This window comes from Streptomyces sp. NPDC050121 (assembly GCF_044460385.1).
Classification (GTDB): Bacteria; Actinomycetota; Actinomycetes; order Streptomycetales; family Streptomycetaceae; genus Streptomyces; species Streptomyces soliscabiei.
Map to the genome: position 1 here is coordinate 156,018 of NZ_JBITJV010000001.1, position 26,961 is coordinate 182,978.

A 26,961-nucleotide genomic window follows, 5' to 3' on the forward strand; every position below is an offset into this window, starting at 1 on the left:
GGTGCCCGTTTCGGCCGTGGATCACCGTTTCGTCCGACGGTCGGACGCAGGGTGCGACGCACAGTTTGACGCTCCGTCATCGACAGTGCGTGCGCCCGCTCTTCCGGGGGCGTGAAGTGGTGCGGACAGGGGCGGTTCGTGCGCCTGGGGCGCGCGCTCTCCGGAATGCTCCCGCGCGAGCATCGCATTGTGTGAACGGCCGCATCCAGCCCCTCCGGATTCCGGAATGCTGATGCCCATTCACGCAGGACGGGGGCGATGCGGGTGGCGGGCGGGGCTGTCTACCAGTTCTTGGCGGGCGCGGACGTTCGGGGCCGAGGCCCTGGGGGGCTGCCCGATGGCGCGAAACCGCGCATGCGCCGAGGGGCGTGGGGCGCGGGTGCTGACGGCGCGTCGGCCCGAACCCGCGACGGAGCGTCCGCGTGAGCGCGGAGGGCCAAGGCCGGGCGGCGCAGGCGGGCCCGGTGCACGCGGGCGCCATGCACGCGGGCGCCGCGCAGGTCCCACAGCACCAGCCGGCCGAACGGGACCGACTCGGGCCGCCCGGCGCAGAACGGTACGCCGACCGTGACCGGGCCGACGAGCGTGCCGACGGAGAGAGCGCGCGCGGCGACCGGGACGGCAGCCGCGACGGCCACGACAGCGCACATGACGGCCGGGGCACCGGGCGGGACGGACGAGGCGACCGGCCCGGCGGGCGTGATGGCCGCGACGGGCGCGAGGGGCAGGGGAGCCGTGATGCCGGGCGCGGTGACCGGGCGGAGGGGGCCGGGGGCGTCGAGGGCAGGGACGAGGCCGCCGAGCGGGCGCGGGCCGAGTGGGAGGAGAGGCAGCGGCGGGAGGGGGAGCGCTTCAGGGAGGCCATGCGGGACCCCGTCGCGGCCGACGGCGCGGCCGGTGGGGCCGGTGGCGCCCGGGCCGCCAACCGGTCCCGCTCCGAAGGACGCGCCCGGTTCACCGTCCGGGGCAACGGCAGCGTGTTCGACCGCTCCCGCTTCGGCCACGCGCACTTCGGCGACGTCCATGTGGGCGCGGGCGAGAGTGGCTCCGCCGTGCTCGGCGAGGTGCCGGAGGAGGAACTCATGCGGCTCGGCCGGGCCTTTCGCGCCCCCGAGGGCTATCGGGTCCTGAAGGAGGCGCTGCGTGAGCGCAGGGTGCTCGTCGTCGTGGGAGCGCCCGGCACCGGACGCCGGACCACCGCACTGTGCCTGCTGGAGCAGCTGACCGGTGCCGTCCGCAAGGCCGCCCGACCCACCGCCGGAACCAGGCTCACTGTCCCCGCCGACCCGGACGGCAACACGCGCCCGGACGAGGGCGACGGGGGCGACGGGGACGCCGTCCCGGACGGGGCCACCCTCCCCGGCAAGGGCAGGGGCAAGGGCACGGACGCCGACCTCGCCCCCGGCCAGGTGACCCGCCTGGACGTCTCCTCGCTCGGCCACATCCTCCGCGACCCCGCCACCGTCGCCCGACGCGTGGCGCCCGGCGGCGGCTTCGTCCTGCACCTGCCCGACGCGCCCGGCGACTGGATCCCGCCGAGCGAGGCGCACCTGGACGCCCTGGCCGCGGCCCTGGCCCGGCGGGACGCGTACGCGGTCCTGGTCGCCTCCCCGTCCACCCCGGCCGGCACCCTGCTGACGGGTCGGCACGCCCTGCGCTGCCCCTCAGTGCCCGCACCGGAGCTGCTGTCCTGGCATCTGGCCCGACGCCTCGTCGACGCCCCGGGGAAAGAGGCGGACCCGGAGACGCTGGACAGGGGCGAGCGGATCCTGCGTCATCCCCTCCTGCGCCAGGCGCTGGGCATCCCGCTCGACCGCCTCCGTCCCGCCGAGACCGACGCGCTGGCGGCGCTCGTCGTACGGCACCTTCGCGGCGAGCTCACCAGGGCCGAACTCCTGGACCGTTGCGGCGACATGGCGCGCGCCCAGGTCCAGGCCTGGTTCGCCGACGCCCGCCACCGCCCGACCGCGACGGACGGCGCCGACGAGGCGGCCCGCGCCCTGCTGCGGCAGGCCGCCTTCCGGGTGGCCCTGGCGGTCCTGGACGGCGAGGCGTTCAGCGCGGTCGCCGACGCCGCCGACCTGCTGGCCGCAGAGTTGCTGACCGCCCGGACCCCCGGGCAGGAACCCGGACGCCCGGTCTTCGCCGAGGACTGGGACGGCCTTCTCGCCGCCGCCCGCGCCGAGTTCGGCGAGAGCGAGGACGAGAGCCTGGCCGGAGTGCCGCTGCCGGTGCGCACCGTCCGCTACCAGGGGGAGGCTTTCGCCGGCGCGGTGCTCGCCGAGGTGTGGCAGAGCCACCACGCGGCCCGCGCGCCGATCGTCCGCTGGCTGCGCGCCCTCGCCGACGACCCCCGGCCCCAGGTCTGGGTCCGCGCCGCGCTCGCGGCCGGCGAACTGAGCACCGCCGACCCCGGATACGGCTTCGTCGAGCTCGTCTCCCCGCTCGCCTGCGCGCGCTCCGCCCGCAGGCGGTACGCCGCCGCCACCGCCCTGGACCAGGCCGGACGCCGCGAGCCGTGCCGGACGGCGGTCCGGGCCGTCGTGGACGAGTGGGCGCACGCGGACGAGACCGGTCTGCGCTGGACGGCCGCGCTGGCCCTCGGCCACGGCAGGATCGAGCCCGACACCCGCACCGCGGTGGAACTGCTCGGCCGCCTAGGCGTCAGGGACGAGGGCCGGCACCTCCAGGTCGCCTCCTACGCCCTGGCCCGGCTGGCCGCGGGCAGCAGGGCCGCCGAGACGCTGACGCTGCTGGGCGAATGGGCCGTCGAGGCGGCCGGAGACCGCCGCGAGCTGTCTCTCCTGACCGGCGTACGGCTGTGCATCGCGCCCTGCGACGACTACTGGGAGCCCGAGGGGCCCGGCCCGGATCTCGACCCGCGGAGCGATCGGCGCGACGGAGGCGGCGGTGGCGTCGGCGGTGGCGACGTCGCCGGTGGCGTCGACGTCGACCGAGACGGTGAGCCGGGTGAGGGGGAAACGGCACCGGTCTACCCGTCCGGGCCGGCCCGCAAGCCCCGCCGGCCGGGCCGGGTGGGAATGGGACCGTCGACGGGCAGGGCCGCCGGCGTCCGGTTCCCCGGGCTGTGGCGGACGGTCCCGGGCCGCCCGGCCGTGCCGCGCGCCGACGTCGCGGCCGTGGACGCGGAGCTGGGCCGGCTGCGCGACTGGCCCCTGGCGCTCGCGATCGCCGTCACCGTACCGGCGGCGGCCGGTCCGCTGGCCGCACTGCTCTGGCGGGTCTTCGACAGCCATCTGTCCGGCGAGCGTGCCCTGGACGGACTGTCGTCCTGGCTGCGCGCGGCGGAGCAGGACGCGGCGACCGCGGCGGGCGGCGAACTGCTGCGTGCGCTCGTGTGGTTCCTCCCCCTCCTCGTCCGCGAGGAGCGGGACTGGCAACGGCTCACCTGGGTGCTGGAGGCGCTGGCCGCCGACCCGGGAGAGCCGATGGACGAACGCTTCGTCGGCCATGTGCTCGACGCGGTGGGGGCAGGCCTGCGTGGCCGAGGAGGGGAGCAGCCGTGACCGACAACGGGCAGCCGGGGACCGACGGTCTGCCGGACATCATCGCCGGGCCCTATCTGCGCGCCCGGGTGCTGCAGGGGAGCGGCAGGTTCCAGCAGACGAGCGCCGAGATCGCCTCGGTCGTCTACTACGACGGCGGCGGGTGCAGCCTGATGACCTCGCAGGGCACGCGGATACTCGCGCCCCGGCGCTACTGGGCGCGGCCCGTCAGCGTCTGCGAGATAGCCCGCGGGCGGCACACCACGGTCTTCACCGTCGATCTGCCGGCGGCCGACGGGGCCACCTTCTTCCGCACGAAGGTGACGCTGCGCTGGGAGGTGACGGACTACCAGCGCGTCGCGGAGGTCCGTCTGGCCAGCGTCGAGCGCGACCTGGGACCGGAGATCGTCTCCCGGCTGCGGCAGGTCTCCGGCCGGTTCGCGGTGGAGGACGCGCAGCGGGCCAACCAGGCCATCCTTGCGGAGACCGAGGCCGAACGCTGGGCCGGCCTCGGGGCCGATGTGGGCCTGCGCACCCAGCTGTTCGTCGAGGTCGACACCGACGACATGCGCAAGACCCAGGTCGCCGAGGCCCGCAGACAGGCCGCGCAGCACCAGGCGGTGACCGAACGCCTGGCGGACTTCTACCAGGTGACGACCAGTTCGGCGGAGGGCCGCCTCGCCTACCTGATGGCCATGGGCAACAGGGAGGAGGTGGCCGACGTCATCGCCATGATGCGCGAGGACGAGGCCCAGGGGCGCCGCGAGACGCAGGAGTTCTTCCTCCGCATGCTCGACCAGGGCCGGATCACCAGCCCCGAGCTGGAGGGGTTCCTGCGGACCAGGGTCCTCGCCTCGCTGACCCCGGGCGGCCACCCGCCCCCGGCCGTGCCCGGCCCCTTCGTGCCGCCGCCGAGGGAACTTACGGCGCCGCCGCCGGCACCGCGAGCCCGCCCGGAGCCGCAGGACACCCCGCCGTGGCCGGACTCCGACCGCGAGGCGGAGCACCGGCCCGCCCCTGACGGCGGAACCCGGCGCAGGCGCCGTGACGACGACTACTGGAACACGACGCCGGGGTCGCCGGGGGCTCCGGGTTCGCCGGGTCCGCAGGGGTGAGCAACCCGTCCGCGGCGCTCTGCGGACGGGGGCCGGGGTCGGGGTCGGGGTCGAGGTACGGCGGGACACAGTCGAAAGGCGAAGTGGGGAACGTGGGGAACCTGTCCAGCGGTGATGTCCGAAATCTGAGCAAATGTTCGAGAGGTTTCCGTGCCCGTCCCGAGCGTCCTGCGCGCCGCTCCGCCCGCGCCGCGGCCGCGCTGCTCGCCGCGGTGCTGCTGATCGGAGCCGGCGTCCCGGCATCCGGCGCGCCCGGGGCTGCTGGGGCGGCAGGACGGGCTGCCGGCGACGCGTCGGACGCGATCAACCTGGCCGTCGCGGTCGACGAGTCGAACAGCCTGAGCGCCGACGACGTGGACCGCGAGCGGGACGCCGCGCAGCGCATCGCGCTCGCCGAGATATCCCCGCGCTCGAGGCTGACGGTGCTCGGCTTCGCCAGCGCCGACAACGACGAGCAGCAGGCCGTCGACGAGGTGTGCCCGCCCACGGCCCTGAACGCGGTGGCCCGCGAGAAGATCGGCGACTGCGTCGGAAAGCTCGACCGGCGCGGCAAGGGCGAGGGCACCGGCACCGACTTCCCGGCCGCGATCCGGCAGGGCATCGCCCGTCTCTCCGAGGAGTCGGTCGCCGGCCCGCGGATCCTCTTCCTGCTCACCGACGGCGTCCTGGACGTCTCGGACAGCCCCGCCTACGGCGCGGACGCCGCCAGCCGCAAGGCCAACGGCGGCCGGGAACTGCGGGCGGCCCTCGCCGAGGCCCGAGCGGCCAAGGTGCAGATCTGGCCGCTCGGCTTCGGCTCGCCCGACCCGGACGCGCTGCACGCCATGGCCGCCGGCGGCTACCAGGGCGCCTGCGTCGACCTGGCGCAGGCCAGGCCCGCGTCCCAGGTCGTCAAGGACTCCACGGCGCTGGGCGAGGCGGTCCAGAAGGCGTTCGCGAGCGCCCGCTGCATGATCTACGAGGCCACCGCCCAGGACACCCCGCCCGCCACCATCAAGCTGCGGATCTCGCCGCTGGCGACGCTGGCCACCATCGTGGTCTCCAAGGGAGACCCGGCGGTCAGGGTCCGCATCCGCGCCCCCGGCGGCCAGGAGATCGACGGCACCCGCGACGACGGCGTGTCCTCCTACGAGCTCACCGGCGCCGAGCAGGAGGTGGAGTCGCTGCGCATGGTCGCCCCGCGCCCCGGCACCTGGACGGTCGACCTGAGCGCGCCCGAGGGACACCGCGACCGGCTCGCCAGCGTGGGCGTGCAGTGGCGCGGCGCGCTGCGCTCGTCGATCGTGATGACGCCGGCGACCCCGCACCCCGGCGAGCAGGCCACCGTCGGCCTCCAGCTCCAGACCTGGAACGGCGAGCCGGCCGACCTCGACGTACTGAAGGTCTCGGCCACGCTCGACGGCGCCGGGTTCACCCCCCGGCCCGTCCGGCTCGCCGACGACGGGCGCGGCGAGGACGAGCACGCGGGCGACGGCCGGTTCACCGGCACCGTCACGATCCCGCGGACGGCGACCGACCGCCTCAAGGTGACCGGCGTCCTCACCGCCATCGGGCTCACCGCCGACCACCGGCCCTTCGTGACCGGCGTGGCCGCGGAGAACGCGCAGGTGCAGGCCCATGTCGGCGTCTTCGACGCCACCGTGCACGCGGGCGAGAGCGTGCCGGTGACCCTGAAGGCGTCCGACGACTCCACGAGCGCGCGGATCCTGCACCTCATCCTGGAGGACAGCTCCCGGGGCGACCTCACCGTGACCCCGGCCCGGGTGCGCCTCGACCCGGGGCAGACCCGGACCGTGCGGGCCGAGGTGCGCGTCGGATCCGGCGTACGCCCCGGCCCGGTCTCGGCCAAGATCGTGGTGTACGACACCGGGCAGCCCGCGCGGGTGCTGGACGCCCGGCTGCTGACGTTGCGCGTGACACCGATGCCGGGCTGGCCGGAACAGCACTGGAAACTGCTGCTGACCCTGGGCCTGCTGCTGGTCGCCGCGGCCGCCTGGACCGGCTGGCGGCTGCTGGAGCGAAAGCGCGTCCACAACGTGCGCGGACTGGTCCTCACCCTGCTCGTCCCGGACGAGGACGGCCAGGGCGAACGGCCCGTCAGCACGATCCAGGTGCGCACGGACGGCCCCGAGTACCGCTTCGGCGTGGTCGCGGGCGGCGGCACCGACCCCCGGCTGGTGCCGGACCGGCAGGGCCGCTTCGCCGTCCGCCGGGACGCCCAGCGCATGGCACGGCTGCGGACCCCCGAGACCACCGGGACCGCGATCGCGTACGGCAGGACGGCGCCGCTCACCGGCGAGCTGCGGCTGCAGGTCGACTCGACCCGCAGCCGCGTCCGGCGCCCCTCGGCCGGCCTGGGCCTGCGCCTGCCGTTCCCCCGGCCCGCCCGTTCCGAACCCGCCGACCGGCCCGCCCGCCCGGGCCGTCCCGCACGCACGGCCCCCGGGCCGCGCCGGGACGCGCACGGCCAGCCCCCCGCACGCGCCGTCCACGACGACACCCCCCGGGTGCCCGCAGCCGGAGCCGACGCCTACGACCCCGATCTGTGACCGGACGGCGGGTCACCCGCTCTTGAGGCCCTTGAGGCCCTTGAGGTCCCGAGGCCCTTGAGGCTTCTCGGGCCTTGGGGTCCTTGGGGCCCTGGCAGCTCCGCCTTCCCGCGCACACCACACCACCGGCCCCGCCCAGGCGGCCGGGCCACACAGACACGCTGCCGGGCCGTCAACCGCCGCCCGGGCGGAGGGGATCGCACCGATGAAGATATTCCAGCCGATGCTGTTCGTCGGCCTGGGCGGTACGGGCGGCCTGGTAGGGGCCGAACTCGAACGCCGTCTGCGCGCCGAACTCTGCGGGCCCGACGGCACCGCCCTCACCGGCGACGGCCGCCGACTCCCGCACCAACTGCCCGACTGCGTCCAGTTCGTGTACGCCGACTACAGCGAGGCCGAACTCGCCAAGCTGCCCCACCTCAGCGCCGACCCGGCACTGCGGCAGGCGTACTCCCGCACCGCGCGCGCCACCCACGACCTGCTGCCCGCCGAGTTCGACAGCTCGCCCGAGGTCACCCAGATGCTGCGGGCCGTGCTCCGCACGGAGGTGGCCGGCTGGCTGCCCCCGGTGGACGACGAACCGAAGGTCACCCCGCTGCGCAGCGGCGCCGGACAGCTGCCGACCGTCGGCCGCGCAGCCCTGTTCGCCACCCTGCGCGACGGCCCGGCCCCGGTGCTCGACCCGCTGCGCCGGGCCATCGACGCGATCGGCCTGTCCGGCGGCGAACTCAGCGAGCTGGGCGGCGGACCGCTCAACGGCTGTGACGTCTTCGTGGCGTTCTCGGTGGCGGGCGGCACCGGCGCCGGGATCTTCCTGGACTACCTGTACCTGATCGGGCAGGTCTTCAAGGAGAAGCGGCTGTCCGCCCGCGTCTACCCGCTGGTCGTCATGCCGAAGGCCTTCCCGCCGGGCAAGGGCGGTGGACGCCGGGCCGAACTCAACGCCGCCCGGGCCGTGGTGGACCTGTCCCGGCTGGTGGACGAGCAGAACGTGCCGGACCCCAAGGCCAACCTGGGGGACACCGGCCGGCCCGACCCGACCGCCATGCGCTACCCGCAGATGCACCCGGTCCGGCTGCGCACCGGCACCGTCCCGACGGCCTTCCTGTTCAGCCCCACCGCGGGCATCCGCCCCGACGACCTGCGCCGCTCCATGGTCTCCCTGGTGATGTCGCTGATCGGCACCGACCTCGGCGACACCGCCAGAGGCACCGACCACGACGACCAGACGTTCTCCTCCAACTTCATCAACGCCGAGGTCGACCGCCGCACCCGCTCCGCCACCGGCATCGGCCACCGGGGCATCTCCACCAGCCTGGTCGCCGCCATGACCTCCCCGCTCGACGAACTCGCCGAACTGGTCGCGGCCCGGATGCTCGCCCTTGCCGTCCGGCGGCTCACCGACGCGAGCGCCCACACAGCCCTGGACGTCCGCTCCCTGGTCCACGAGATGTTCACCGCCGCCGGCATCGCGCCCCTCTGGCGGCGCGAGGCGCTGCCCGTGCCCGACCCGGACCCGGTGCCCAAGGGGACCTCGGAGATCCAGCAGGCGCTGCGCGACCGGCTGGAGGAGATGCAGCGCCTGCTCGGCGACCTCGAAACCCGCCTCAAGCGGCAGGTGCCCGCGCTGGCCGACGCGTTCGTGCCGCGGGTGGCCGCCGAGCAACTGCTGCGCAAGGTCGACCTGTTGAGCCTGGAGGCGGTCGTCAAGGGCGTGCCCGGACAGCCCGGCGCCGCCGGACTCGGCTTCCTCGGCATGCTGGAGAACCGCCGTCAGGAACCGTCCCGGCCGGCCGGCGTCGACGTACAGCCCCCGTCCGTGCCCCGCATCCGCCGCCGGGCCGGCGGACTGTCCCGGGCCCGCTGGGGCGACGAGGAGGTCCGCGCCGCCCTCGACGAGCAGGACCGCTGGTACGCGTGGCGGGCCAAGGACATCTGGCACCGCGCCTGGGACGAACAGGAACCCCGCTGGCGCCGCTCCGCGGAGGACCTCCGGCACGACATCGGCCAGCTCGCCGACGCCTTCGACAAACACCTGGAGGAGGAACCCCGGGCCTGGGCCGCCGGGCTGAAGGAGCTCTACGACGACCGGGCCGGCGTCTCCTACCTGCTGCCCCCGCAGAACAGCCTGCGCGACTTCTACGAGGACCTCATCGACCGACTCGTGGAGAGCGCCCAGCTCGGCCGCGGCGGCGACGAGGCCGACCTGCTGACCCATCTGGTCTCGGCCGACCGCTGGGAGGCGGCCTTCACCGCGGGGCGGCGCAACCCGGCCGCCGCCGTCTCGGAGGTCAAGACCGTCCTGCAGAAGCGGGTCGAGCAGCTCTTCGCCGAGCCCGGCACCCAGCAGCGGGCCCAGCCGCTGCTGCCCAGCATGGGCACGCTCCTGTCCGCGGCCGTCGGCGAGGGCCAGGCCGCCCGAGGCGTCAGCAAGCCCGCGCTGGAGCAGTTCACCTACAAGCTGGCCGGACTCCTCCCGGCCGGCTTCACCCCCGAGGGCAACGGCCCCCTGAAGGTCCTCATCACCTACCCCAGCACCCACGGCCGTCGCACCGTCCTGGAGGACTACCTGGAGAAGGCCCTCCACCTGCCCAAGGGCCGCCGCAGCATCGTCTTCCGGCCCGTCGACACCGACTCCATCACCGTCGTGCTGTTCCGCAGCGAGATGAGCCTGACCGAGGTGCCCGGCGCCCGCGAGGTCATGCGCCAGTGGGCCCGAGCCCAGGAGGACCGCCGGGACGACGACGTCCTGCGCTGGCGGCAGCGGCTCGGCCACCAGGACGACTGGCTGGCCTGCACCCCCGACGATCGCAGGCACATCCTCCAGCGCCTGCTGTGCGTCATCTGGAACGGGCGGGTCGACGTCCAGGGCGACCCCGCGTCCCCGCAGCGCGTGACGCTGCGCCTGCACGACGAGATGGGCCCCGAGGCCCCCGGCCTCACCCTCCGGCTGGACGACCACCGCGACGGCGTCTCCAGCTGGGCGAGCCTGCTGCGCGCCTACGAGCGCTGGGCGCTGCTGGAGGAGGACGCCATCGTCGAGGACTACTGCCGGGTCCTGATGAACACCCTCCCCAACGGCCTCGGCACCTCCGGCAGCCGCCCCTCGCCGCTCTACCTCAAGCTCGTCCACGAGGTGGCGCCGCGCCAACTCGACCTGCTGGCCGAACGGGAGCGGATGTACGGCGGCCGGATCGCCGAATGGCTGCGCCCGCTGCGGGAGTTCTGGTCCGTGTCGCTGCCCGGCGCCCTCGACCTGGCGTTCCCCAACGAGGCCCACGCCGTCCAGTCGACGCTGCGCGCCCTGGAGGAGTGGACCCGCATGGGCCGCCTCACCGGCGGCGCCAGCCCCGTCCGCGACCACCCCGGCGAGACCCCACCCGACCCCGCCCCCCAGCCCGGCTCCGGCCCGGCGCCCACGCCCCCCGACCCCTGGCACCGTCCGGCCCCCGCCGATGCGGCGACCGGCGCACCCCACTGGCCGGGCCCGGCGGCCGGCAACCCGCCGAGCGGCCCGCCGGACCACGCGCCCCAGCCAGGCCCGGCGCCCACGCCCCCCGACCCCTGGCACCGTCCGGCCCCCGCCGATGCGGCGACCGGCGCACCCCACTGGCCGGGTTCGGCGGCCGGCAACCCGCCGGCGGGGACGGACAGCGGCTCGCCCTGGTGGCCCTCCGCCTCGGCGGACGACCACGGCCGGCCCGCCCCCCGGACCGACGGACCGGGCGGGTCACCGGCCGGCCCCTCCCACCGGCCCGGTGCGACCGCCGACGATCCGCCGTACCAGCGCCCGGGCGCCGCGCCCGACGGCTCGCCGCCCCCCTGGCCCGGCGCCCCCCTCGGGCCGCCGCAGGTGCCCACCGCGGGCCGTACCGTCCCCGCCGCCGAGCAGCCCGTGGGCTACCCGCCCTACCCGGACCGGCCCCCCACGGAGGCGCCCTGGCCCGGCGCCGACACCTCGGTGCCCTGGGGGATCGCCGACAGCGACGGCCAGGACGAATGGAACGAGGCTGGCGAGCACGATCCCTGGAAGGGAGACCCGCGGTGAACGACGTGACGCCGGACGACGGCGTGCTCGTCCTCGATCTGAGGCCGCCGCCGGGCCACCCAGCCGACCCCGCCGCGACCCGGCGGACCGTGCAGGAACAGCTCGGCCGCGCCCGTCCCGGCGGCTACGGACCGCTGCGGCTGCTGATCCTGGACACCGCCGTCGGCCTCACCGCCCACACCGCGGCCTACGAACGCGTGATGGGCTACCCCGCCCAGTCCGCACCGCAGGTGCTGTGCGTCGCGGTCGGCGACGTGCCCTCCGCCGAACCGCCGCCCGGCGCGCCGGCAGGCGAGCTGACCGGCGCGCCCCGAGCCGGCCGCCGGCTGCGCCTGCCCACCGTGCTGCGCACGGCCGGGGCCGCGGTGCTCTGGGTCTCCGACCCGCAGTGCGGAGCACAGGACCCCGACCCGCGGCCCGAACCGCACCCGGACCTCCACCCCGGCCTGCACCCGGACCGGCCCGCGGACCGGGTCCCCGCTAGCCGCCGCTCCGCCGCCGGCGAGGCCGCCGTCGCCCTGCTGGTCGAACTGCTGCGCCCGCCCGAGCTGTTCGACGAGGTGCTGGAGAAGGCCCTGCGCTGCCCGTCCGCCACCGTCGCGCTCTCCGCCCACGTCCTCGCCTACGACCTGCCCGCCGAGGCCCGCGACCGGGCCTGGCGCGCGGCCCTCGCCCGGTTCGCCGGCGACCCCGCCGCACAGCTCACCGCCGACGCCGCCGCCCCCGCACCCGAGGACCTGCCCAGGGCCCTCGCCGAACTGCTGCCGGGCGGCTCGGTCCGCTCCCCGGAGCGCCTGCTGCGCCCCGGCGGGCCGGTCGCCGCGGAACGCGACGCCTGCGCCCGGGCCCTGGACGCCGCCGACACCGCCTGGTCCGACCTCGCCCGGCCGCTCGCCCTGCTGACCGGCAAGGACGCCGCGCAGGCCCTGCCCCTGTCCGTCGAGGACGCCTCCCGCGGCCTGTGGCGCTACCGCGAGGTCGTCGCCCGCGTCCTGCGCGAGAGCGGGGCGCCCGGCGTCCCGCCCGCCGAGTCCGCCGCCCTACTGGACCGGCTGGGGGTCACCCCGCCCACCGCGCCCCGCTCCACCGGACGGCCCGACCGGGCCACCGAGGAGGAACTCGGCGCCTTCACCCTCGGCCTGCTCTCCCGGGGCCTGGCCCTGCACACGGTGGCCGGCCGGCTCACCTCACTGTCCGAACAGGTCGCCACGGTCCCGGCCGCCGGCCTGGCCACCCGCCTCGACCAGCGCTGCCCGACGGACCTGCCCGGCCGGGTCGGCGTCTCCCACCCCTTCGGCTTCGCCTCCGCAGGGCTCGGCCGGCTCGCCGGGCTCGGCGCGCTCATCGCCCTGGCCGGCCTCGGCCGGTGGCCGGGCACCGTCCTGGCCGTGGTGCCGGTCCTGGTGCTGCTGGTCGGCGGGGCCCTCGCCGCCGGCCGCCGACCCAACCCGGCCGTGCGCGGGCCGATCCGCCAGGCTGCGGGCCCCCGCACGGTCGCCGTCGTCCTCGGCGCCACCGGCGCGTTCCTGCTCGGGCACCTGCTGAACCCGCCTCCGTGGATCGGCGTGATCGGCGCGGCGGTGGCCGCCTCCGCCTGTCTGCTGATGGTCTGCTCCGACTGGGTGCGGGCCGTGGACGAATGGTGCGAGGGCACCGGCCTCGCCGTGCTGCGCCAGGGACTCGACGGCATCGACTCCGTCCTGGCCGAGGCGATGCGCCAGCAGTGGTGGGCCGCCGACGAACGCACCCGATGCGCCGACTCCGCCCGCGCTCTGGCGGTGGTACTGCGCCGCAGCGCCACCGAAGCCCACGGCAGCCGGACCGCGCACGACCCCACCGTCCCCGCCCGGCCCGACCCCGACGCCTTCCTGCCCCGGGACTACCCCGGCCGCGCCGGCCGGACCGGCGACGGCTGGCCCGCCGACACCTGGTCGGACGAGGACTGGCCCGAGGACCCCTGGAGCGAGGCCCCCACCGGTGACGTCCCCTGGGACGAGGAGCCCTGGCGCAAGCCCCGCAACGGCGAGCAGCCACCCCCCACACCGGCCCCGTTCCCGCCCGAGCCGCCGGCGGCGGGCCCCGCCGACGACCGGCCCGCGTCCTGCGACGCACCGCACTGGCTGGTGCACACCGCCGCCGACGGCGGCCCCGAACTCCTGCCCACGCTGGTCGCCGACCTCGCGGACGCCACCGTCGACGCGCTGCGCCGCTTCTGGGGCGCCACCGCCCCCGCCTCGACCGCGCACCGGGCCGCCGACACCCTCGCGGACGCCGTCCGTGACGGATTCGGCACCGCCCGCCGCCACCTCGAACGCTGCGGGGTGATAGCGGTGCCTCCCTTCGCCCGCCACGGCCGCCACCGCGGCGACGCCATGGCCCTGCTCGGCAGCGGCCTGCGGCCCCTGCAGGACGCGCTGACGCCCGAGGCCGCCGACCGGCTGCGGCCGCTGTGCTCGGCGGCCCAGCTGCCGCTGCTCAGCCGGGACCCGACGGCCATGCACGTCATCCGCTTCGCACCGCGGGCGGTACGCACCGCGCTGGGCGCGGCCCCGGCGCCCGCGCCCGACGACGCCGTATGGATGTCGTCCGGTCGTTTCGTCGGCGCGATCAAACTCACCGCCCTGCGCCCGGGGGCGGTCGAGACGGTACGGATCCGCGTCCGGGCCGCGGACGACGACAAGGCCGACAGCGGCCTGTCGCACGGTGACAGTGGGGGAGCCACATGGTGAACGACCGACGCCCGGGACCGCACGGCGGCACCCCCGGAGAACGCGGAGAACGCCGAGAGCCCGGAGAACGCCCAGAGCCCGGAGAACACCGAGAACCCGGTGAACCCGACGGCCGGTCACGCGCCGACGGCGAGTTCGACGAACTGAGCATGATCTCCCCACAGGGCGCCCTCCGCCGGGTCGAGGCCCGCTTCGGCCCCGACCTGCCGCGCATGGTCCGCCCGCCCGCCGTCGGCCGACGCGTGCAGTTCGGCGACGACTGGTCCGGCCTCCAGGTCCGGCTGCCCGAGGCCGAACTCGCCAACGAGGCGGCCCAGAGCACCATCGAGGCAGAGACCGCCGCCGTCCTGACCGTGCACCGCGCCTACTCCGGGACCCGCTACAGCGGCCTCTTCCCGGTACCGATCGGCTACGACATCAACGCCACCGAACCCTTCATCGTCTACGCGGCGCCCCGCGGACGCTCGGTGGCCGCCCTCGCCCAGGGCGTGTCCACCAGCCAGCAGCGCGTCATCGAACGCGATCTCGTCCTCGCCGTACGGCTCATGGAGGCCGTCGGACTGGTCCACCAGGGCCTCGTCCCGGCCGCCGTCCGCTGGGACGACCACGGCATCCAGCTCTGGGACTTCGGCTCCGTCACCCACCTGGGCCGCCCGCGCCGGCCCTTCGGCATCCCGCCCTACGCCTCCCCCGAACAACGGCACGGCGAGGGACTCACGGACGCCCGCGACGCCCTGTGGAGCGTGGGCCAGGTCATGCACCAGCTGGTCACCGGACGCCCCGGACACCCCGACGGCCCGTCCTCCGACCTCCCGGCGCACCCCTCCCTCGCCCAGACCCTCGCCCCGGTCTTCGCGCCCCGCGCCGCCGACCGCCCCCAGCCGGGAGCACTGCTGCAACTCCTCATGCCCGGTGCCGGATCCGACTTCCCCGCCGCGGCCCAGCCCGACCCCCTCGACCCCTACCGGCGCGACTTCGACGCCGCGATGGGCCGCAAACGCGCCTCGCTGCGCCGTATCCCGCCCCCGTCCGCCCCCCCGCCGCCACCGACGACACCCCCCTGGCGGGCCGGTCCGCACCCCGCCGACACCTCGCCGGGCCGCCCGTCCGCCGACACCGGCGAGGAGAGCACCTGGCTCTACGGCGGTACCACCGCCCAGGACCCCGAGACCGCCGGCACCGAGAGGAGCCGCTACCGATGAGCCTCTTCACCACGGCCGGCACCGGCCCCGACATGCTCTGCCCCTACTGCCTGGAGGTCGTCTCCTACGACGAACGCCACCTCTACGTCCGCGACGAGCGGCAGCAGTACCAGACCCTGGACCTCAGCGGCCAGACCAGCCCGCTGCGCCGCGCCGACACCCTGCGCTCGGCCTACCAGCGCTGCCGCAACACCGACGGCGTGACCCCGCACTACATCCCCGTCCCCTACCTCACCCACGGCAGCCCGCTCACCGTGGCCATGGTCGGCGACTCCGCGACCGGCAAGACCCACCTGCTCACCCAGATGATCGGCGAGATCACCGACGGCGGTCTGGAGCCGTACGGCATCACCTGGCAGTCCGTGAACCCGCAGGACCACCGCGAGTTCATGGAGGAGCAGGTCGACGTGCTGCGCTCCGGCCGGATGCTGGAGCACACCCGCTCGCTGGAGACCTCCGCCACCTTCGAGGAGGCCCTGCTGCTCACCGGCGCCGACGGCAGAACCCGCCCGCTCGCCTTCTTCGACCTCGCCGGCGAGGACCTGCGGCGCACCGACGCCCTGCTGCGCTTCATGCTCGGCGTGGACGCGCTGATCTTCGTCGTGGACCCCCTGCGCGCCCTGCCGCACGCCCAGCTCGACCCCCTGCGCGGCGCGTTCCACTACACCCGCGGCGGCGACCCGGCCTTCCAGACCGTCCTGGACCGGCTGCCCCGCAGTGGGACGTATCTCGGGGTCGCCGCGGCCGTCGTCATCAACAAGTGCGACCTCCTGCGCTTCGAGCCGCCGGTCGACCGCTGGCTGTCGCAGCCGCCGATGCCGCAGGTCTCCGCCGCCCGGTTCCGCGCCGAGAGCTGCGACGCCTACGCCTTCCTGCGCCACTACGCGGGACCGGCCTGGGTACGGCCCTTCGACAGCGTGCTGCGCTGCACCCTGCACTTCGCCTCCGCGACCGGCAGCCAGTACCGCGACGACCGTTTCGTGCACGGCGTACGGCCGCGCCGCGTCCTCGAACCGCTGGTCTCCGTGCTGTCCATGTGCGGAATGATCGGCGACACGGGCGCCGACGGCCCCGCCGAGGTGGGGATGTGAGCGACGCGAGCGGCGTGGTCGACCAGATGGTGTTCCGGTGGGCGGGCAGCCGGGGTGCCGCCCGGGGCGCCGGCATCACCGCGGTGGCCTACTCCTGCGACGAACGCACCGCACGCGACCTCGCCGAGCAACGCGGCTCGGTGCTGCGGGTGACAGGCGGCAAAGGGCGCACCAGCGTGGTGCGCCTCATCCACGGCGACCGGGCGGTCCTGCTGCGCAGGATGCCGGACACGGACGGCAGCAGCCGGGAGAGCAACGTGTGCCACGCCCTCATGGCCCCGGCCGGCACCCTCACCGCCCGCCGCTGTCTGGCCCTGGGCTCCGGTCCCTGGGCCGAGACGGGCTGGCTGGACGATGCCCGGGGAGAGATCCCGGCCTTCGGACTCAAGACCATCCAGGACTGGGCGGACGAACGACAGGGCCCCTTGAAGGAGGGCGTCCCCCTGGTCCGGGAGCCGCTGGTCCGGCTGGTCGCCGAGCTCCTGCGCGCCCCGGACGGCAGGGTGTCGGCCCGCATCGGCGAACTGGAGTCGGCGGCGCTCGCCGCCCGCGGCGATGCGGGGGGACCCTTCCCGGACCCGGCACTGTCGGCCCTGTGGGCGCTGTGCGACATCTTCGGCGAGTGGCTCGGCAACGACGGCTGGACCTACGCCACCTACGACACCTCGGACGCCCATCCGCACCGCGTGGTCTTCGTCCCCGACTGGCGCCGCTCCCATGCCCAGGACAACGACCTGCGCCGCATCAAGCTCACCGACTCCGGCCGCGACCGCGCGGCCGACCTCGCGGAGATGCTGGTCACCCACTACCGCAACTGGCTCGCCACGGCCTCCCAGGACGAGTACCCGCGCCCCCTCAAGCGCGTCCCTGACGCCGTGTCCCTGCCGGAGGAGGACCGCTACGACGTCATCGAAGGCGCACTGACGGGACGACTGCGCCGCCCCCGCCTCCAGCCCCCCGCCCCGCTCCGCCCCCGCACGCCGACCACCCCGATCCCGCCCGACCACCACCAGCGGACCCGCAACCACATCCCCGCCCCACAGCCCGCCCCCGTGCGGCAACGGACGCGCCGGCCGGACGACCCGTGCCCGTCCGCCCGTCCGGCCCCGAATCCCTGGGAGGACGAGCCGGACCCCTGGGCCGACCAGCATCCCTGGATCGACCCGGAGGCCTGGCTCACGCTGGAGCGGCGAACGGCGTCCACGGAGCCGCTCCCGCCCGTGCCCGCCCCGCCGACGAACGGGCCGCACCCCTCGCCGGTCCCGCCCAGGCCCGACCGCCCGCCCGCCGTCGGCACGCAGACCGCTCCCGACCCCTACCGACAGGAAGCCCCGCGGCGGTCGGCACGGGAGCACGAGGCCGTCCTGAGGGAGGCGCATGACACCCCCTTCCTGCACGAGCTCCCCACCCCGAGGATCAGGAAGCGCCCCAGGGCGAGACAGCCGATGGAGCAGCGGGTCCGCGACGAGCTGGTCCGGCAGCTGTGCGATCCGCACGGCCCGCACGCCCACGACCTGCGCCTGACCCTGCGCCACCGGCTCCTGACCGAGGCGTCGGTGGCCGACCTCGTCGACATCCTGGGCCGGCCGCTGAACTGCCAGGCGCAGAACCTCGTCCTCGGCACGCTGGGGGAGCGCGAGTACACGGACGCGGAACTGGGCGAGCTGTGCCGGGCGCTGCTGTACGAGCGGCTGCTGCTGCGTTCCCGGCCGACGGACGCGGACCCCGACGTCGAGGTCCATCTGGAGGCCCGGGCCCTGCACGTGGCCGCCTGGCTGCTGCACTGGCTGGTCGCGCCCCGGGCCCAGCGGTACCTGACGTCGGTGGAGAACTTCCTCGCTCACCTGGCGGCGTCGGACGAGTTCGTGCACCGCCAGCTCGTGGAGGAGATCCTCACCCGTGAGTGGCCTCGCGGAGTGCCCGACCTGCCGGCCTGCGCGCTGCGCGTCGCCGCACGGCACCTGTACGAGCGGCACGAGCTGTGGGTCCTCGGCCCCGAGCGGCTCGTCTGACCTGCCTGGGAGGTGTGACACGCCAGAGAGGGCGGCCCGGCCGACTGGCCGGAACCGCCCTCTCTGGTTCTGTGTCCGAGGGGGGACTTGAACCCCCACGCCCGATAAAGGGCACTAGCACCTCAAGCTAGCGCGTCTGCCATTCCGCCACCCGGACAAGGTGTCTGTCGTGCGGGGTTTCCCTCGCGGCGACGACGTAAACATTACCAGGCTTTCCGGGGTGCCCCGATCACGGTCGGCCCACCGGCCCCCGGCCGCGTCCGGCGTGAACGGCGTGTGACGGGCCGGGACCGCTCTTGGGCGGGGGCGCGGGGGAGAGGGAGGATGAGGGGGACCAGCAGCAGTGACAGCGGGAGGAAGCAGCGTGAACGCGACGGACGACACGGCCAGGAGCGTCACCGGCGAGGACGAGGTCGTGGACCTCTGCCGCGAGCTGATCCGGATCGACACCAGCAACTACGGCGACCACTCGGGTCCCGGCGAGCGCAAGGCGGCCGAGTGGGTCGCCGAGAAGCTCGCCGAGGTGGGCCTCGAAGCGAAGATCTTCGAGTCGCACCCGGGCCGGGCCTCCACCGTGGCCCGCATCGAGGGCGAGGACCCGTCCCGGCCCGCGCTGCTCATCCACGGCCACCTCGACGTCGTCCCGGCCAACGCGGTCGACTGGACCCACCACCCGTTCTCCGGCGAGGTCGCCGACGGGTGCGTGTGGGGCCGGGGCGCGGTCGACATGAAGGACATGGACGCGATGACGCTGGCGGTCGTCCGCGACCGGCTGCGCTCCGGCCGCAGGCCGCCCCGTGACATCGTCCTCGCCTTCCTCGCCGACGAGGAGGCCGGCGGGCTGTACGGCGCCCGCCACCTCGTCGACCACCACCCCGACCTCTTCGAGGGCGTCACCGAGGCGATCAGCGAGGTCGGCGGGTTCTCGTTCACCGTGAGCGAGGAGCGCCGGCTCTATCTGATCCAGACGGCCGAGAAGGGCATGCACTGGATGAAGCTCACCGTCGCCGGGACCGCCGGACACGGCTCGATGATCCACCGGGACAACGCGATCACCGAGCTGTCCGAGGCGGTCGCCAGGCTCGGCCGGCACACCTTCCCGGTGCGGGTCACCAAGACGACCCGGGCCTTCCTCGACGAGCTCGGCGACGCCCTCGGGACCGAGCTGGACCCCGAGGACATGCAGTCGACGCTCGCCCGGCTCGGCGGCATCGCCAAGCTGATCGGCGCGACCCTCAGCAACACGGCCAACCCGACCCAGCTCGGCGCCGGCTACAAGGTCAACGTCATCCCGGGCGAGGCCACCGCGCATGTCGACGGGCGGTTCCTGCCCGGGCACGAGGAGGAGTTCCTCGCCGACCTCGACCGGCTCCTCGGCCCGAAGGTGCGCCGCGAGGACGTGCACTCGGACAAGGCCCTGGAGACCTCCTTCGACGGGCCGCTCGTGGAGGCCATGCAGTCCGCGCTGCTCGCCGAGGACCCGACCGCGAAGGCCATCCCCTACATGCTCTCCGGCGGGACCGACGCCAAGTCCTTCGACGACCTCGGCATCCGCGGCTTCGGCTTCGCCCCCCTCAAGCTGCCCCCGGAGCTCGACTTCGCCGGGATGTTCCACGGCGTCGACGAGCGGGTGCCGGTGGACGGGCTGCAGTTCGGGGTGCGCGTGCTCGACCGCTTCATCGACGCGTCCTGACTTGTCCCGGTGACATGAGATCTCACCGGTCGAGGTAAATCGGCCGCTTGTGCGGACGTGACTGGGAAGAGTGAATGCGACGATAAGCTCGTAGCCTCATTAATTCCCCCTCGTTACAGGTGATGCGATCCGATGCATTGGGATCGCTTTACCAACTAGGAGGAATAATGATCAAGAAGGTCGTTGCTGCTGCGGCTGCCACTGGCGGTCTGGTTCTCGCGGGTGCGGGCCTGGCCGTCGCCGACGCCGGTGCGCAGGGTGCCGCGGTGCACTCCCCGGGTGTCCTGTCCGGCAATGTGGTCCAGGTGCCCGTGCACACCCCGGTGAACGTCTGCGGCAACACGATCTCGGCGATCGGGCTGCTGAACCCCGCCTTCGGCAACGTCTGCATCAACAAGTGACGTCGACCCGCTGAGGGGTCGTCCGTCGCCGTCGGCCCCGGGGCGCGCGCCATGCGCTCCGGGGCCGACCGGTCGTTTTCCGAAGAAAAGGCCGAAGAACTTCGAAGTGCCCGAAGAATTCGAACAGCTGGAATGATGCGAGGAATTCGGGACGAGCATGAGATCGAAAGCAGGGATTCAGCAATGCGACAGGTCACCCGCAAAAGCCTCATGACCATGGCGGCGGCAACGGGGGTCATCGCCGCCGCCGGCGGCTACGCCCACGCCGACTCCGCCGCGAACGGCGTCGCCACGGACTCGCCCGGCGTCCTGTCGGGCAACTCGGTGCAGGCGCCGATCAACGTCCCCGTGAACGTCTGCGGCAACACCGTCGACGTCGTCGGGGCACTCAACCCGTCCTTCGGCAACTCCTGTGCCAACAAGAGCGGCGGTGCGTCGTCGGGCGGCGGGTACGGAGACCACCGGGGAGACGGCGGCAGCCAGGCCGGGAACTACGGCGGGAACGACCAGGGCGGAAGCCAGAACGGTGGAGGCCGTGACGGCTCCGGCGCGCAGGACGGCTCCGGGGGCGCGCACGCGGGCGGGTACACCGACGGATCGCCCGGTGTCGGCTCCGGCAACCACGTCCAGGCGCCGATCGACGTGCCGGTGAACGTGTGCGGCAACAGCGTCGACGCCGTCGGGCTCCTCAACCCGTCGATGGGCAACGACTGTGCCAACGGCGGCGGTTCCGGCGTCCACACGCCTCCGTCCCGTGGCCACGAGACGCCGGGCAAGCCCGGTGACCAGGGCCCCGGCAAGCCGGGCGAGCACGGCCAGTCCAACCCGTCCGGACCCGGGACCGTGCCGTCCACCTCGGGCCACGTGACGCCGGCCGCCTCCGCCCACCGGCCCGCCGCCCAGCCCGTCGCCGCGCAACTCGCGCACACCGGCAGCGACCTGCCGATGGGCCTCGTCCTGCCGGCCGGCGCGGGCGCACTGCTCGCGGGCGCGGTGCTCTACCGCAAGGCGCGCGCCATCGTGTGACCCTCCCGGGCGCAGCACACGACGGAGCGGGCCCCGCCTCGGCGGGGCCCGCTCCGTTTCCGTCGTCTCACCTCACCACGTGGCCCGCACCTGGCGGATGATGCGCCTGCGCAACCGCACCCTGCGGCTGCCGTCACGCAGCAGGCTCAGGCGGTCCAACTCCCAGTGTCCGTACTCGGCATGGTCGGTCAGCAGTCGTGTCGCCTCCTTGCGGGAGACCCCGCGCGGTACGTACACGTCGACAAATTCGTATTCCGGCATCGCATCTATTGTGCGGGCTGGGGCCCGGTACGGATAGCGTCTGCACTATGTCTGATGCTGCGCAGCCCACCGCTGCCGAGGTACGTGCCGCCGCCGAGGCGGTCAAGACCGCGCTCGACCGCCACCTGGCGGCGGTCGAGCGCAGGTCGGGTGAGGACGACCCGGCCGTCTACGAGGCGTTCAACGAGTTGGCCGCGGCCGCCGAGGTCTATGACGAACTGCTCTACGACCGCTATGACGAGGTCACGCCCTTCGAGATCCCCGGCGCGGAGGAGTCCCTGCCGCCGTACGAGGGCCCCGAGGAGCCGAACGCGCTGAGCGTGCTGATCCGCCGCGACTACGCCGTCGCGGAGCCACAGCGGCTGCTGGCGCAGGCCCAGCGGGTCGAGGCGGCGGACGACGAGGGAGTGGGAGCGGAGGTCGCGGGCACCGTGCACGGGGCGCTGGGCATTCTGTTCGGCGAGTTCGAACCGGACGAGATCGCCTCCCGCCACAAGGAGTTCGGCCTGGAGGAGGGCGACTCCACCCTGTGGGTGCTGGCCGCCGAGGAACCGGCCGAGCCGGGCGAGTGGCTGGAGACACCGTTCGACCAGGCCGATCCCGGCCGGGTGGTGTGCCGCTTCGACGTGAGCGCGGTGTTCGACGAACTCGAGGACGGCGACGACGGCGACGACCTCGTGGACATCGAGGACATCGAGGACGAGGATCTGGAGCCACTGGACGCGGACCGCTAGCAGTCAGCGGGGAGCCGGCAGGTTCCGAGAGGTCGTGACGGCGGCGGCCGCGAGGGGAAGACCCTTCGCGGCCGCCGCCGTTCGTGCCAGGACCGTCCTGGGAATGTGCTGGGAATGTGCTGGGCCCGGCCTAGGCCGGGCCCGCCGCCGGGACCTGGGTGCGCAGCAGTATCGGCAGGCGGGTCGTGCGGGGTTTCGCCGGAACCTCGGCGACGGCTCTCGGGAGGGCTTGTTCCACGCCGTGCACCACGGACAGATGACGCTCCGCCCGGCCGAAGGCCGTGTACACCCAGGGGCGGGAGAGGGCCTGCGCCGCGTCCCCGGGCAGCACCGCGACCGCCGCGGGCCACCGGCTGCCCACCGCCTGGTGCGCGGTCAGCGCCCACCCGTGCCGCACGGCCTGCTCCACCCGCTCCCTCGGTACGACGACGGAGGCGCCCGCGCACGTCAGGTGCAGCCCCTCCGCGTCGGCCGTCACCACCAGGCCCGGCACCGTACGGCCCGGCGCGGGGGAGTAGGCGATCCGGTCGCCGGGGTCGAAGCCGCCGAAGCGGCCGGGGCCCGGATTGAGCCGTTCCTTGAGGGCGGCGTTCAGCGCGCGCGTGCCGGCCGCGCCGCCGTGCCCCGGGGTGATCACCACCGTCTCCTCGGGCGCGATCCCGAAGGCGCGCGGCACCGAGTCGGCGACCAGCTGCACGGTGCGGTGCACAGCCTCGCCCGCGTCCCGCACCGGCACGATCACGATCTCCTTGCCGGGCGCGTCGACCTGGTTCAGCTCGCCGATGCCGACGCCGGAGACCAGCTCGCCGAGCGGCCCCGGATCGGGCGTGCGCGAGGCGACCTGGGGGCACACGCGGGCCGCGAGCAGGTCGGCGAAGACCCGGCCGGGACCGGCCGACCACAGCACCGCCGGATCCCCGCTGAGCACCAGCCGCGCGCCGTCCGGCAGCGACTCCGCCAGCATCGCGGCGCTCTCCACGTCCAGCTGCGGCGCGTCCAGCACGACCAGCAGATCGAGGGCGAAGGCGCCGTCGGCGTCCCGCCCGGGCCCTTCGGCGCCGGCCAGCAGACCGGGGACGGTCACGACGGTGCCGCCCGCCTCGCCCAGCAGGGCCGCGAACCGGCGCCGTCCGTCCGGTGTGTGGCAGGCCGCGACGGTGCGCAGGCCCAGCGCCCGGGCCGCGGTGAGCAGGGCCGCCGGTTCGGCGCGGGCGGCCTCGCCGCCGGTGTGCAGCACCAGACCGTGCCCGGCGACGGCGCGGATCAGCTCGGCCGCGCTGCCGGACGCCTCGGCCGTCGCCGACTCCCACGCTGCCGAGGCCTCCTTGGCCAGGGAGTTGACCACGCGGGCCAGCGCGTCGGCGAGGCTCTCCTCCGCGAGCGCGTACCGCTCCAGACCCACCAGGACCCGGACCGGCCGGGCCTCCTCGCCCTCGTCGCCGCCCTCCTCGGTGTCCGCCGTCGGCTGCCCGGCTCCGGGCGCGTCCAGAGCGTCCTGGAAGACGAGGGCCTCGCCCTCGGCCAGCGTGCTCTGCACGGCCGCGTCCGCGTCCGGCACGGCCTGGCGGCCGAGGGCCGCGGTGAGCGTCGGCAGCTCCAGGGCGGTGTGCCCGGCCAGGGCGGCCTGCTCCAGCAGCCAGACCGTCACCGCGCGGCCGCGTCGTTCGTCGTCGGGCGCGCTCTGCGGGCCGAGCAGCGCCCGCGCGAAACCGTCGGCCTGCTCGGGCCGCACACCGGGGACGCGCAACAGCTGCCACGGGTCCTCGCGCAGCACGTCGCCGGCGCCCTCGCCGAGCGTGGCGGCGGCCTGCGGCGTGAGCGCCTCGGGCGCGCCGCCGTCGGCGAGCACGCGCCGCACGCCCTCGACGGTGTCCGCCGCCACGGGCGCCGGCCCGGCGTCGGGCTCGGCGGTCACCGGCTGCGGACGCCGTACCGGCTCCGGGGCCGGGCGGCGCGGGGCGGGCTGCGGTGCGTCGAATACGGTGGCCAAAGGCTTCGCGCCCCCCTCCACGGCGCGGACGGCGGCCAGCAGGTCGGCGGCCTTCCCGGTGAGCCCCGCCCCGGCGGCGATGGGCGCCGCCTTCTCGGCCTTGCGCCGCTCGATCCGCTCCCGCTCGAGCTTCTGCGCGGCGAGCTCGGCCTGTGCCTCGGAGAGCTGGGCGGCGGCTTCCCCGTCACCGCCCTCGCCGTTCGCCGAAGCCGTTGCGTCGCCACCGCCCTCGCCACTGTCGTCGCTGTCGGCGGCATCGCCGTCGGTCCGGTCCGTGCTCTCCGGCTCTGCCTCCGTGGCAGGCGGCGCGCCGGCCGCGCCGCTCTCGGCGGTCGCCCCCGGCGTCGCCGGTCCGGCGTTCTCCGTGTTCTCCGGGGGAACCGGCTCCGTGCTCACAGCGTGCTCCAGTCGTGATCGGGATAGCGGTGCAGGGGCGCCGACACATCGTCGAGCGCCCGGCAGATCTCGTCAGGAAGACTAAGGGCCTCCACTGACAATGCCGCCGTGAGCTGCTGCGCGTTGCGTGCGCCGACGATCGGGGCGGCCACGCCGGGTCGGTCGCGGACCCAGGCGAGGGCGACCTGGAGCGGGGTCACCGCGAGCCCGTCCGCGGCGGTCGCCACGGCGTCCACGATGCGGCTCGCGGTGTCGTCGAGGTAGGGCTCGACGAAGAGCCCGAAGTGGTCCGAGGCGCCGCGTGAGTCGGGCGGCAGGGCGTCGCCCCGGTACTTGCCGGTGAGGACGCCGCGGCCCAGCGGCGAGGAGGGCAGCAGGCCGATGCCCAGATCCAGCGCGGCCGGCAGCACCTCGCGCTCGATGCCGCGTTGCAGCAGCGAGTACTCCATCTGCGTCGCCGCCAGCCGCGTCCGGGAGGCGGGGGCGGCGAGCTGCCAGGTCGCCGCCTTGGCGAGCTGCCAGCCGCAGAAGTTGGAGACCCCGGCATAGCGGGCGCGGCCGCTGCCGACAGCGATGTCGAGGGCCTGCAGGGTCTCCTCCAGCGGGGTGTCCGGGTCGAAGGCGTGCACCTGCCACACATCGACGTAGTCCGTGCCGAGCCGGGCCAGCGAGGCGTCGAGGGCGGCGAGGAGATGGCCCCGCGAGCCGTCGAAGCGGCGATCCGGGTCGGGCACGCTGCCCGCCTTCGTCGAGATGATCAGGTCCCGGCGCGGCACCAGGCCGTCTATGAGCCGCCCGAGCAGGTATTCGGCGTCCCCGTCGCCATACACGTCGGCCGTGTCGACGAGGGTCCCGCCCGCCTCCCAGAACGTCTTCATGACGTCCGCGGCGTCGTGCTCGTCGGTGTCACGGCCCCAGGTCAGGGTGCCGAGCCCGATGCGGGACACACGCAGGCCGGTGCGGCCGAGATGCCTCTGCTCCATGAACGCCGAGATTACTGGCCAGAACTGGGCAGTGGGTTGCCTGTGGATAACCGAATCCTCGGGTGCGGGCCCCGCGCGGCGGGACCGCGGCCTGACCCGGCGGCCGCCCGCGCGCTACTGTCTCCGCAACAGCGTCGTTACTGATCAGTAAGGGGAATCGGCCATGCAGCTCGGGATCAACCTCGGCTACTGGGGTGCCGGAATGGACGGCGACAACCTCGCCGTGGCTCAGGAGGCCGACCGCCTCGGATACGCCGTCTGCTGGGCCGCCGAGGCCTACGGGTCCGACGCGGCCACCGTCCTCACCTGGGTCGCCGCGCAGACCGAGCGGATCGACGTCGGCTCGGCCATCTTCCAGATCCCTGCGCGCCAGCCCGCGATGACCGCGATGACCGCCGCCACCCTCGACTCCCTCTCCGGCGGCCGCTTCCGCCTCGGCCTCGGCGTCTCCGGCCCACAGGTCTCCGAGGGCTGGTACGGCGTCAAGTTCGACAAGCCGCTCTCCCGCACACGCGAGTACGTCGAGATCGTCCGCAAGGCGATGACGCGGGAGCGCCTGTCGTACGACGGCGAGCACTGGACGCTGCCGCTGCCGGGCGGCCCGGGCAAGCCGATCAAGCTGACCGTGCACCCCGAGCGCGAGCACATCCCGCTGTACATCGCCGCGATCGGGCCGAAGAACCTGGAGCAGACCGGCGAGATCGCCGACGGCGCGCTGCTCATCTTCCCGTCCGCCGACCACCTGGAGGACACCGCGGTCAAGCACCTGCGGGCCGGGCGCGAGAAGGCCGGCAAGACGCTGGAGGGCTTCGACATCTGCCCGACGCTGCCGCTGGCCGTCGGCGACGACAAGGACGTCGAGCGGCTCGCCGACACCTTCCGTCCCTACACCGCGCTGTACGTCGGCGGCATGGGCAGCCGTAAGCAGAACTTCTACAACCAGCTCGCGCAGCGGATGGGGTACGAGGCGGCGGCCGCCGAGATCCAGGACAAGTACCTGTCCGGCGACAAGCAGGGCGCCGCGGCCGCGATCCCGCACGAGCTGATCGACCGGACGACGCTGCTGGGTTCGGTGGAGCGGATCGCCGACCGGATGAAGGCCTACGCGGCGGCCGGCGTCACCACCCTCACCCTCGCCCCGGCGGGCTTCACCCTCGACGAGCGGCTCGCCTCGCTGCGGGCGGGCGCGCAGGCCCTGGACCTCGCCGGCCTGGCGTAGGAGGGG

The 26,961-nt window shown here is 74.8% G+C and carries 16 protein-coding genes and 1 tRNA gene; 13 read left to right on the plus strand and 4 right to left on the minus strand.

What is annotated here, in order from left to right; translation table 11 throughout:
• Positions 1 to 422: 422 nt before the first annotated feature.
• The 8 genes from ACIBTS_RS00740 (at position 423) to ACIBTS_RS00775 (ending at position 18,252) form a co-directional block, all read left to right on the plus strand.
• Positions 423 to 3,527, plus strand: a complete 3,105-nt coding sequence (locus tag ACIBTS_RS00740) for a hypothetical protein (RefSeq protein ID WP_399315704.1) — start codon at positions 423 to 425, stop codon at positions 3,525 to 3,527.
• The gene (locus tag ACIBTS_RS00745) at positions 3,524 to 4,621 is read left to right on the plus strand and encodes a hypothetical protein (RefSeq protein WP_399315705.1); all 1,098 of its coding nucleotides are present in this window, start codon (positions 3,524 to 3,526) and stop codon (positions 4,619 to 4,621) included. The genes ACIBTS_RS00740 and ACIBTS_RS00745 overlap by 4 nt, the downstream gene beginning before the upstream one ends.
• Positions 4,622 to 4,713: 92 nt before the next feature.
• Entirely contained in the window at positions 4,714 to 7,170 is a 2,457-nt protein-coding gene (locus ACIBTS_RS00750; RefSeq protein ID WP_399315706.1) for a VWA domain-containing protein, read from the plus strand.
• A 205-nt stretch (positions 7,171 to 7,375) separates the two neighbouring features.
• Positions 7,376 to 11,218: a tubulin-like doman-containing protein gene (locus tag ACIBTS_RS00755; protein WP_399315707.1), complete on the plus strand. Its 3,843-nt coding sequence runs from the start codon at positions 7,376 to 7,378 to the stop codon at positions 11,216 to 11,218.
• Entirely contained in the window at positions 11,215 to 13,947 is a 2,733-nt protein-coding gene (locus tag ACIBTS_RS00760; protein ID WP_399315708.1) for a hypothetical protein, read from the plus strand. The genes ACIBTS_RS00755 and ACIBTS_RS00760 overlap by 4 nt, the downstream gene beginning before the upstream one ends.
• 149 nt (positions 13,948 to 14,096) lie before the next feature.
• On the plus strand, positions 14,097 to 15,149 hold the full coding sequence (locus ACIBTS_RS00765; protein ID WP_399315709.1) for a hypothetical protein: 1,053 nt from the start codon (positions 14,097 to 14,099) through the stop codon (positions 15,147 to 15,149).
• The gene (locus ACIBTS_RS00770) at positions 15,146 to 16,240 is read left to right on the plus strand and encodes a hypothetical protein (protein WP_399315710.1); all 1,095 of its coding nucleotides are present in this window, start codon (positions 15,146 to 15,148) and stop codon (positions 16,238 to 16,240) included. Before ACIBTS_RS00765 ends, ACIBTS_RS00770 begins: the two co-directional genes overlap by 4 nt.
• The gene (locus ACIBTS_RS00775) at positions 16,237 to 18,252 is read left to right on the plus strand and encodes a hypothetical protein (RefSeq protein ID WP_399315711.1); all 2,016 of its coding nucleotides are present in this window, start codon (positions 16,237 to 16,239) and stop codon (positions 18,250 to 18,252) included. The genes ACIBTS_RS00770 and ACIBTS_RS00775 overlap by 4 nt, the downstream gene beginning before the upstream one ends.
• A 72-nt stretch (positions 18,253 to 18,324) precedes the next feature.
• Here the strand turns inward: ACIBTS_RS00775 and ACIBTS_RS00780 are convergent.
• Positions 18,325 to 18,409 (minus strand) — tRNA-Leu (locus tag ACIBTS_RS00780).
• Between the two features lie 207 nt (positions 18,410 to 18,616).
• Between ACIBTS_RS00780 and ACIBTS_RS00785 the strand changes: the two genes are divergently transcribed.
• From ACIBTS_RS00785 to ACIBTS_RS00795, 3 genes are all read left to right on the plus strand, one after another.
• Positions 18,617 to 19,945 (plus strand): M20/M25/M40 family metallo-hydrolase, encoded by a 1,329-nt coding sequence (locus ACIBTS_RS00785; protein ID WP_319674026.1) that lies wholly within the window; start codon positions 18,617 to 18,619, stop codon positions 19,943 to 19,945.
• Positions 19,946 to 20,112: 167 nt separating this feature from the next.
• Positions 20,113 to 20,346: a chaplin ChpH gene (chpH, locus tag ACIBTS_RS00790; protein ID WP_319674025.1), complete on the plus strand. Its 234-nt coding sequence runs from the start codon at positions 20,113 to 20,115 to the stop codon at positions 20,344 to 20,346.
• A 183-nt stretch (positions 20,347 to 20,529) separates the two neighbouring features.
• A complete protein-coding gene (locus ACIBTS_RS00795; protein WP_399315712.1) occupies positions 20,530 to 21,372 on the plus strand; it encodes a chaplin in 843 nt (280 codons plus the stop codon).
• Between the two features lie 72 nt (positions 21,373 to 21,444).
• Here ACIBTS_RS00795 and ACIBTS_RS00800 read toward each other — a convergent pair whose 3' ends face one another.
• Entirely contained in the window at positions 21,445 to 21,633 is a 189-nt protein-coding gene (locus tag ACIBTS_RS00800; protein WP_014671721.1) for a DUF5703 family protein, read from the minus strand.
• 47 nt (positions 21,634 to 21,680) lie between these two features.
• Here ACIBTS_RS00800 and ACIBTS_RS00805 point away from each other — a divergent pair, with 47 nt between their 5' ends.
• Positions 21,681 to 22,367 (plus strand): hypothetical protein, encoded by a 687-nt coding sequence (locus tag ACIBTS_RS00805; protein ID WP_399315713.1) that lies wholly within the window; start codon positions 21,681 to 21,683, stop codon positions 22,365 to 22,367.
• Positions 22,368 to 22,497: 130 nt separating this feature from the next.
• Here ACIBTS_RS00805 and ACIBTS_RS00810 read toward each other — a convergent pair whose 3' ends face one another.
• The gene (locus ACIBTS_RS00810) at positions 22,498 to 24,753 is read right to left on the minus strand and encodes a helix-hairpin-helix domain-containing protein (protein WP_399315714.1); all 2,256 of its coding nucleotides are present in this window, start codon (positions 24,751 to 24,753) and stop codon (positions 22,498 to 22,500) included.
• Entirely contained in the window at positions 24,750 to 25,736 is a 987-nt protein-coding gene (locus tag ACIBTS_RS00815) for an aldo/keto reductase (RefSeq protein ID WP_099937671.1), read from the minus strand. Before ACIBTS_RS00815 ends, ACIBTS_RS00810 begins: the two co-directional genes overlap by 4 nt.
• A 163-nt stretch (positions 25,737 to 25,899) precedes the next feature.
• Here ACIBTS_RS00815 and ACIBTS_RS00820 point away from each other — a divergent pair, with 163 nt between their 5' ends.
• On the plus strand, positions 25,900 to 26,955 hold the full coding sequence (locus tag ACIBTS_RS00820) for an LLM class F420-dependent oxidoreductase (RefSeq protein WP_399315715.1): 1,056 nt from the start codon (positions 25,900 to 25,902) through the stop codon (positions 26,953 to 26,955).
• Positions 26,956 to 26,961: the final 6 nt, after the last annotated feature.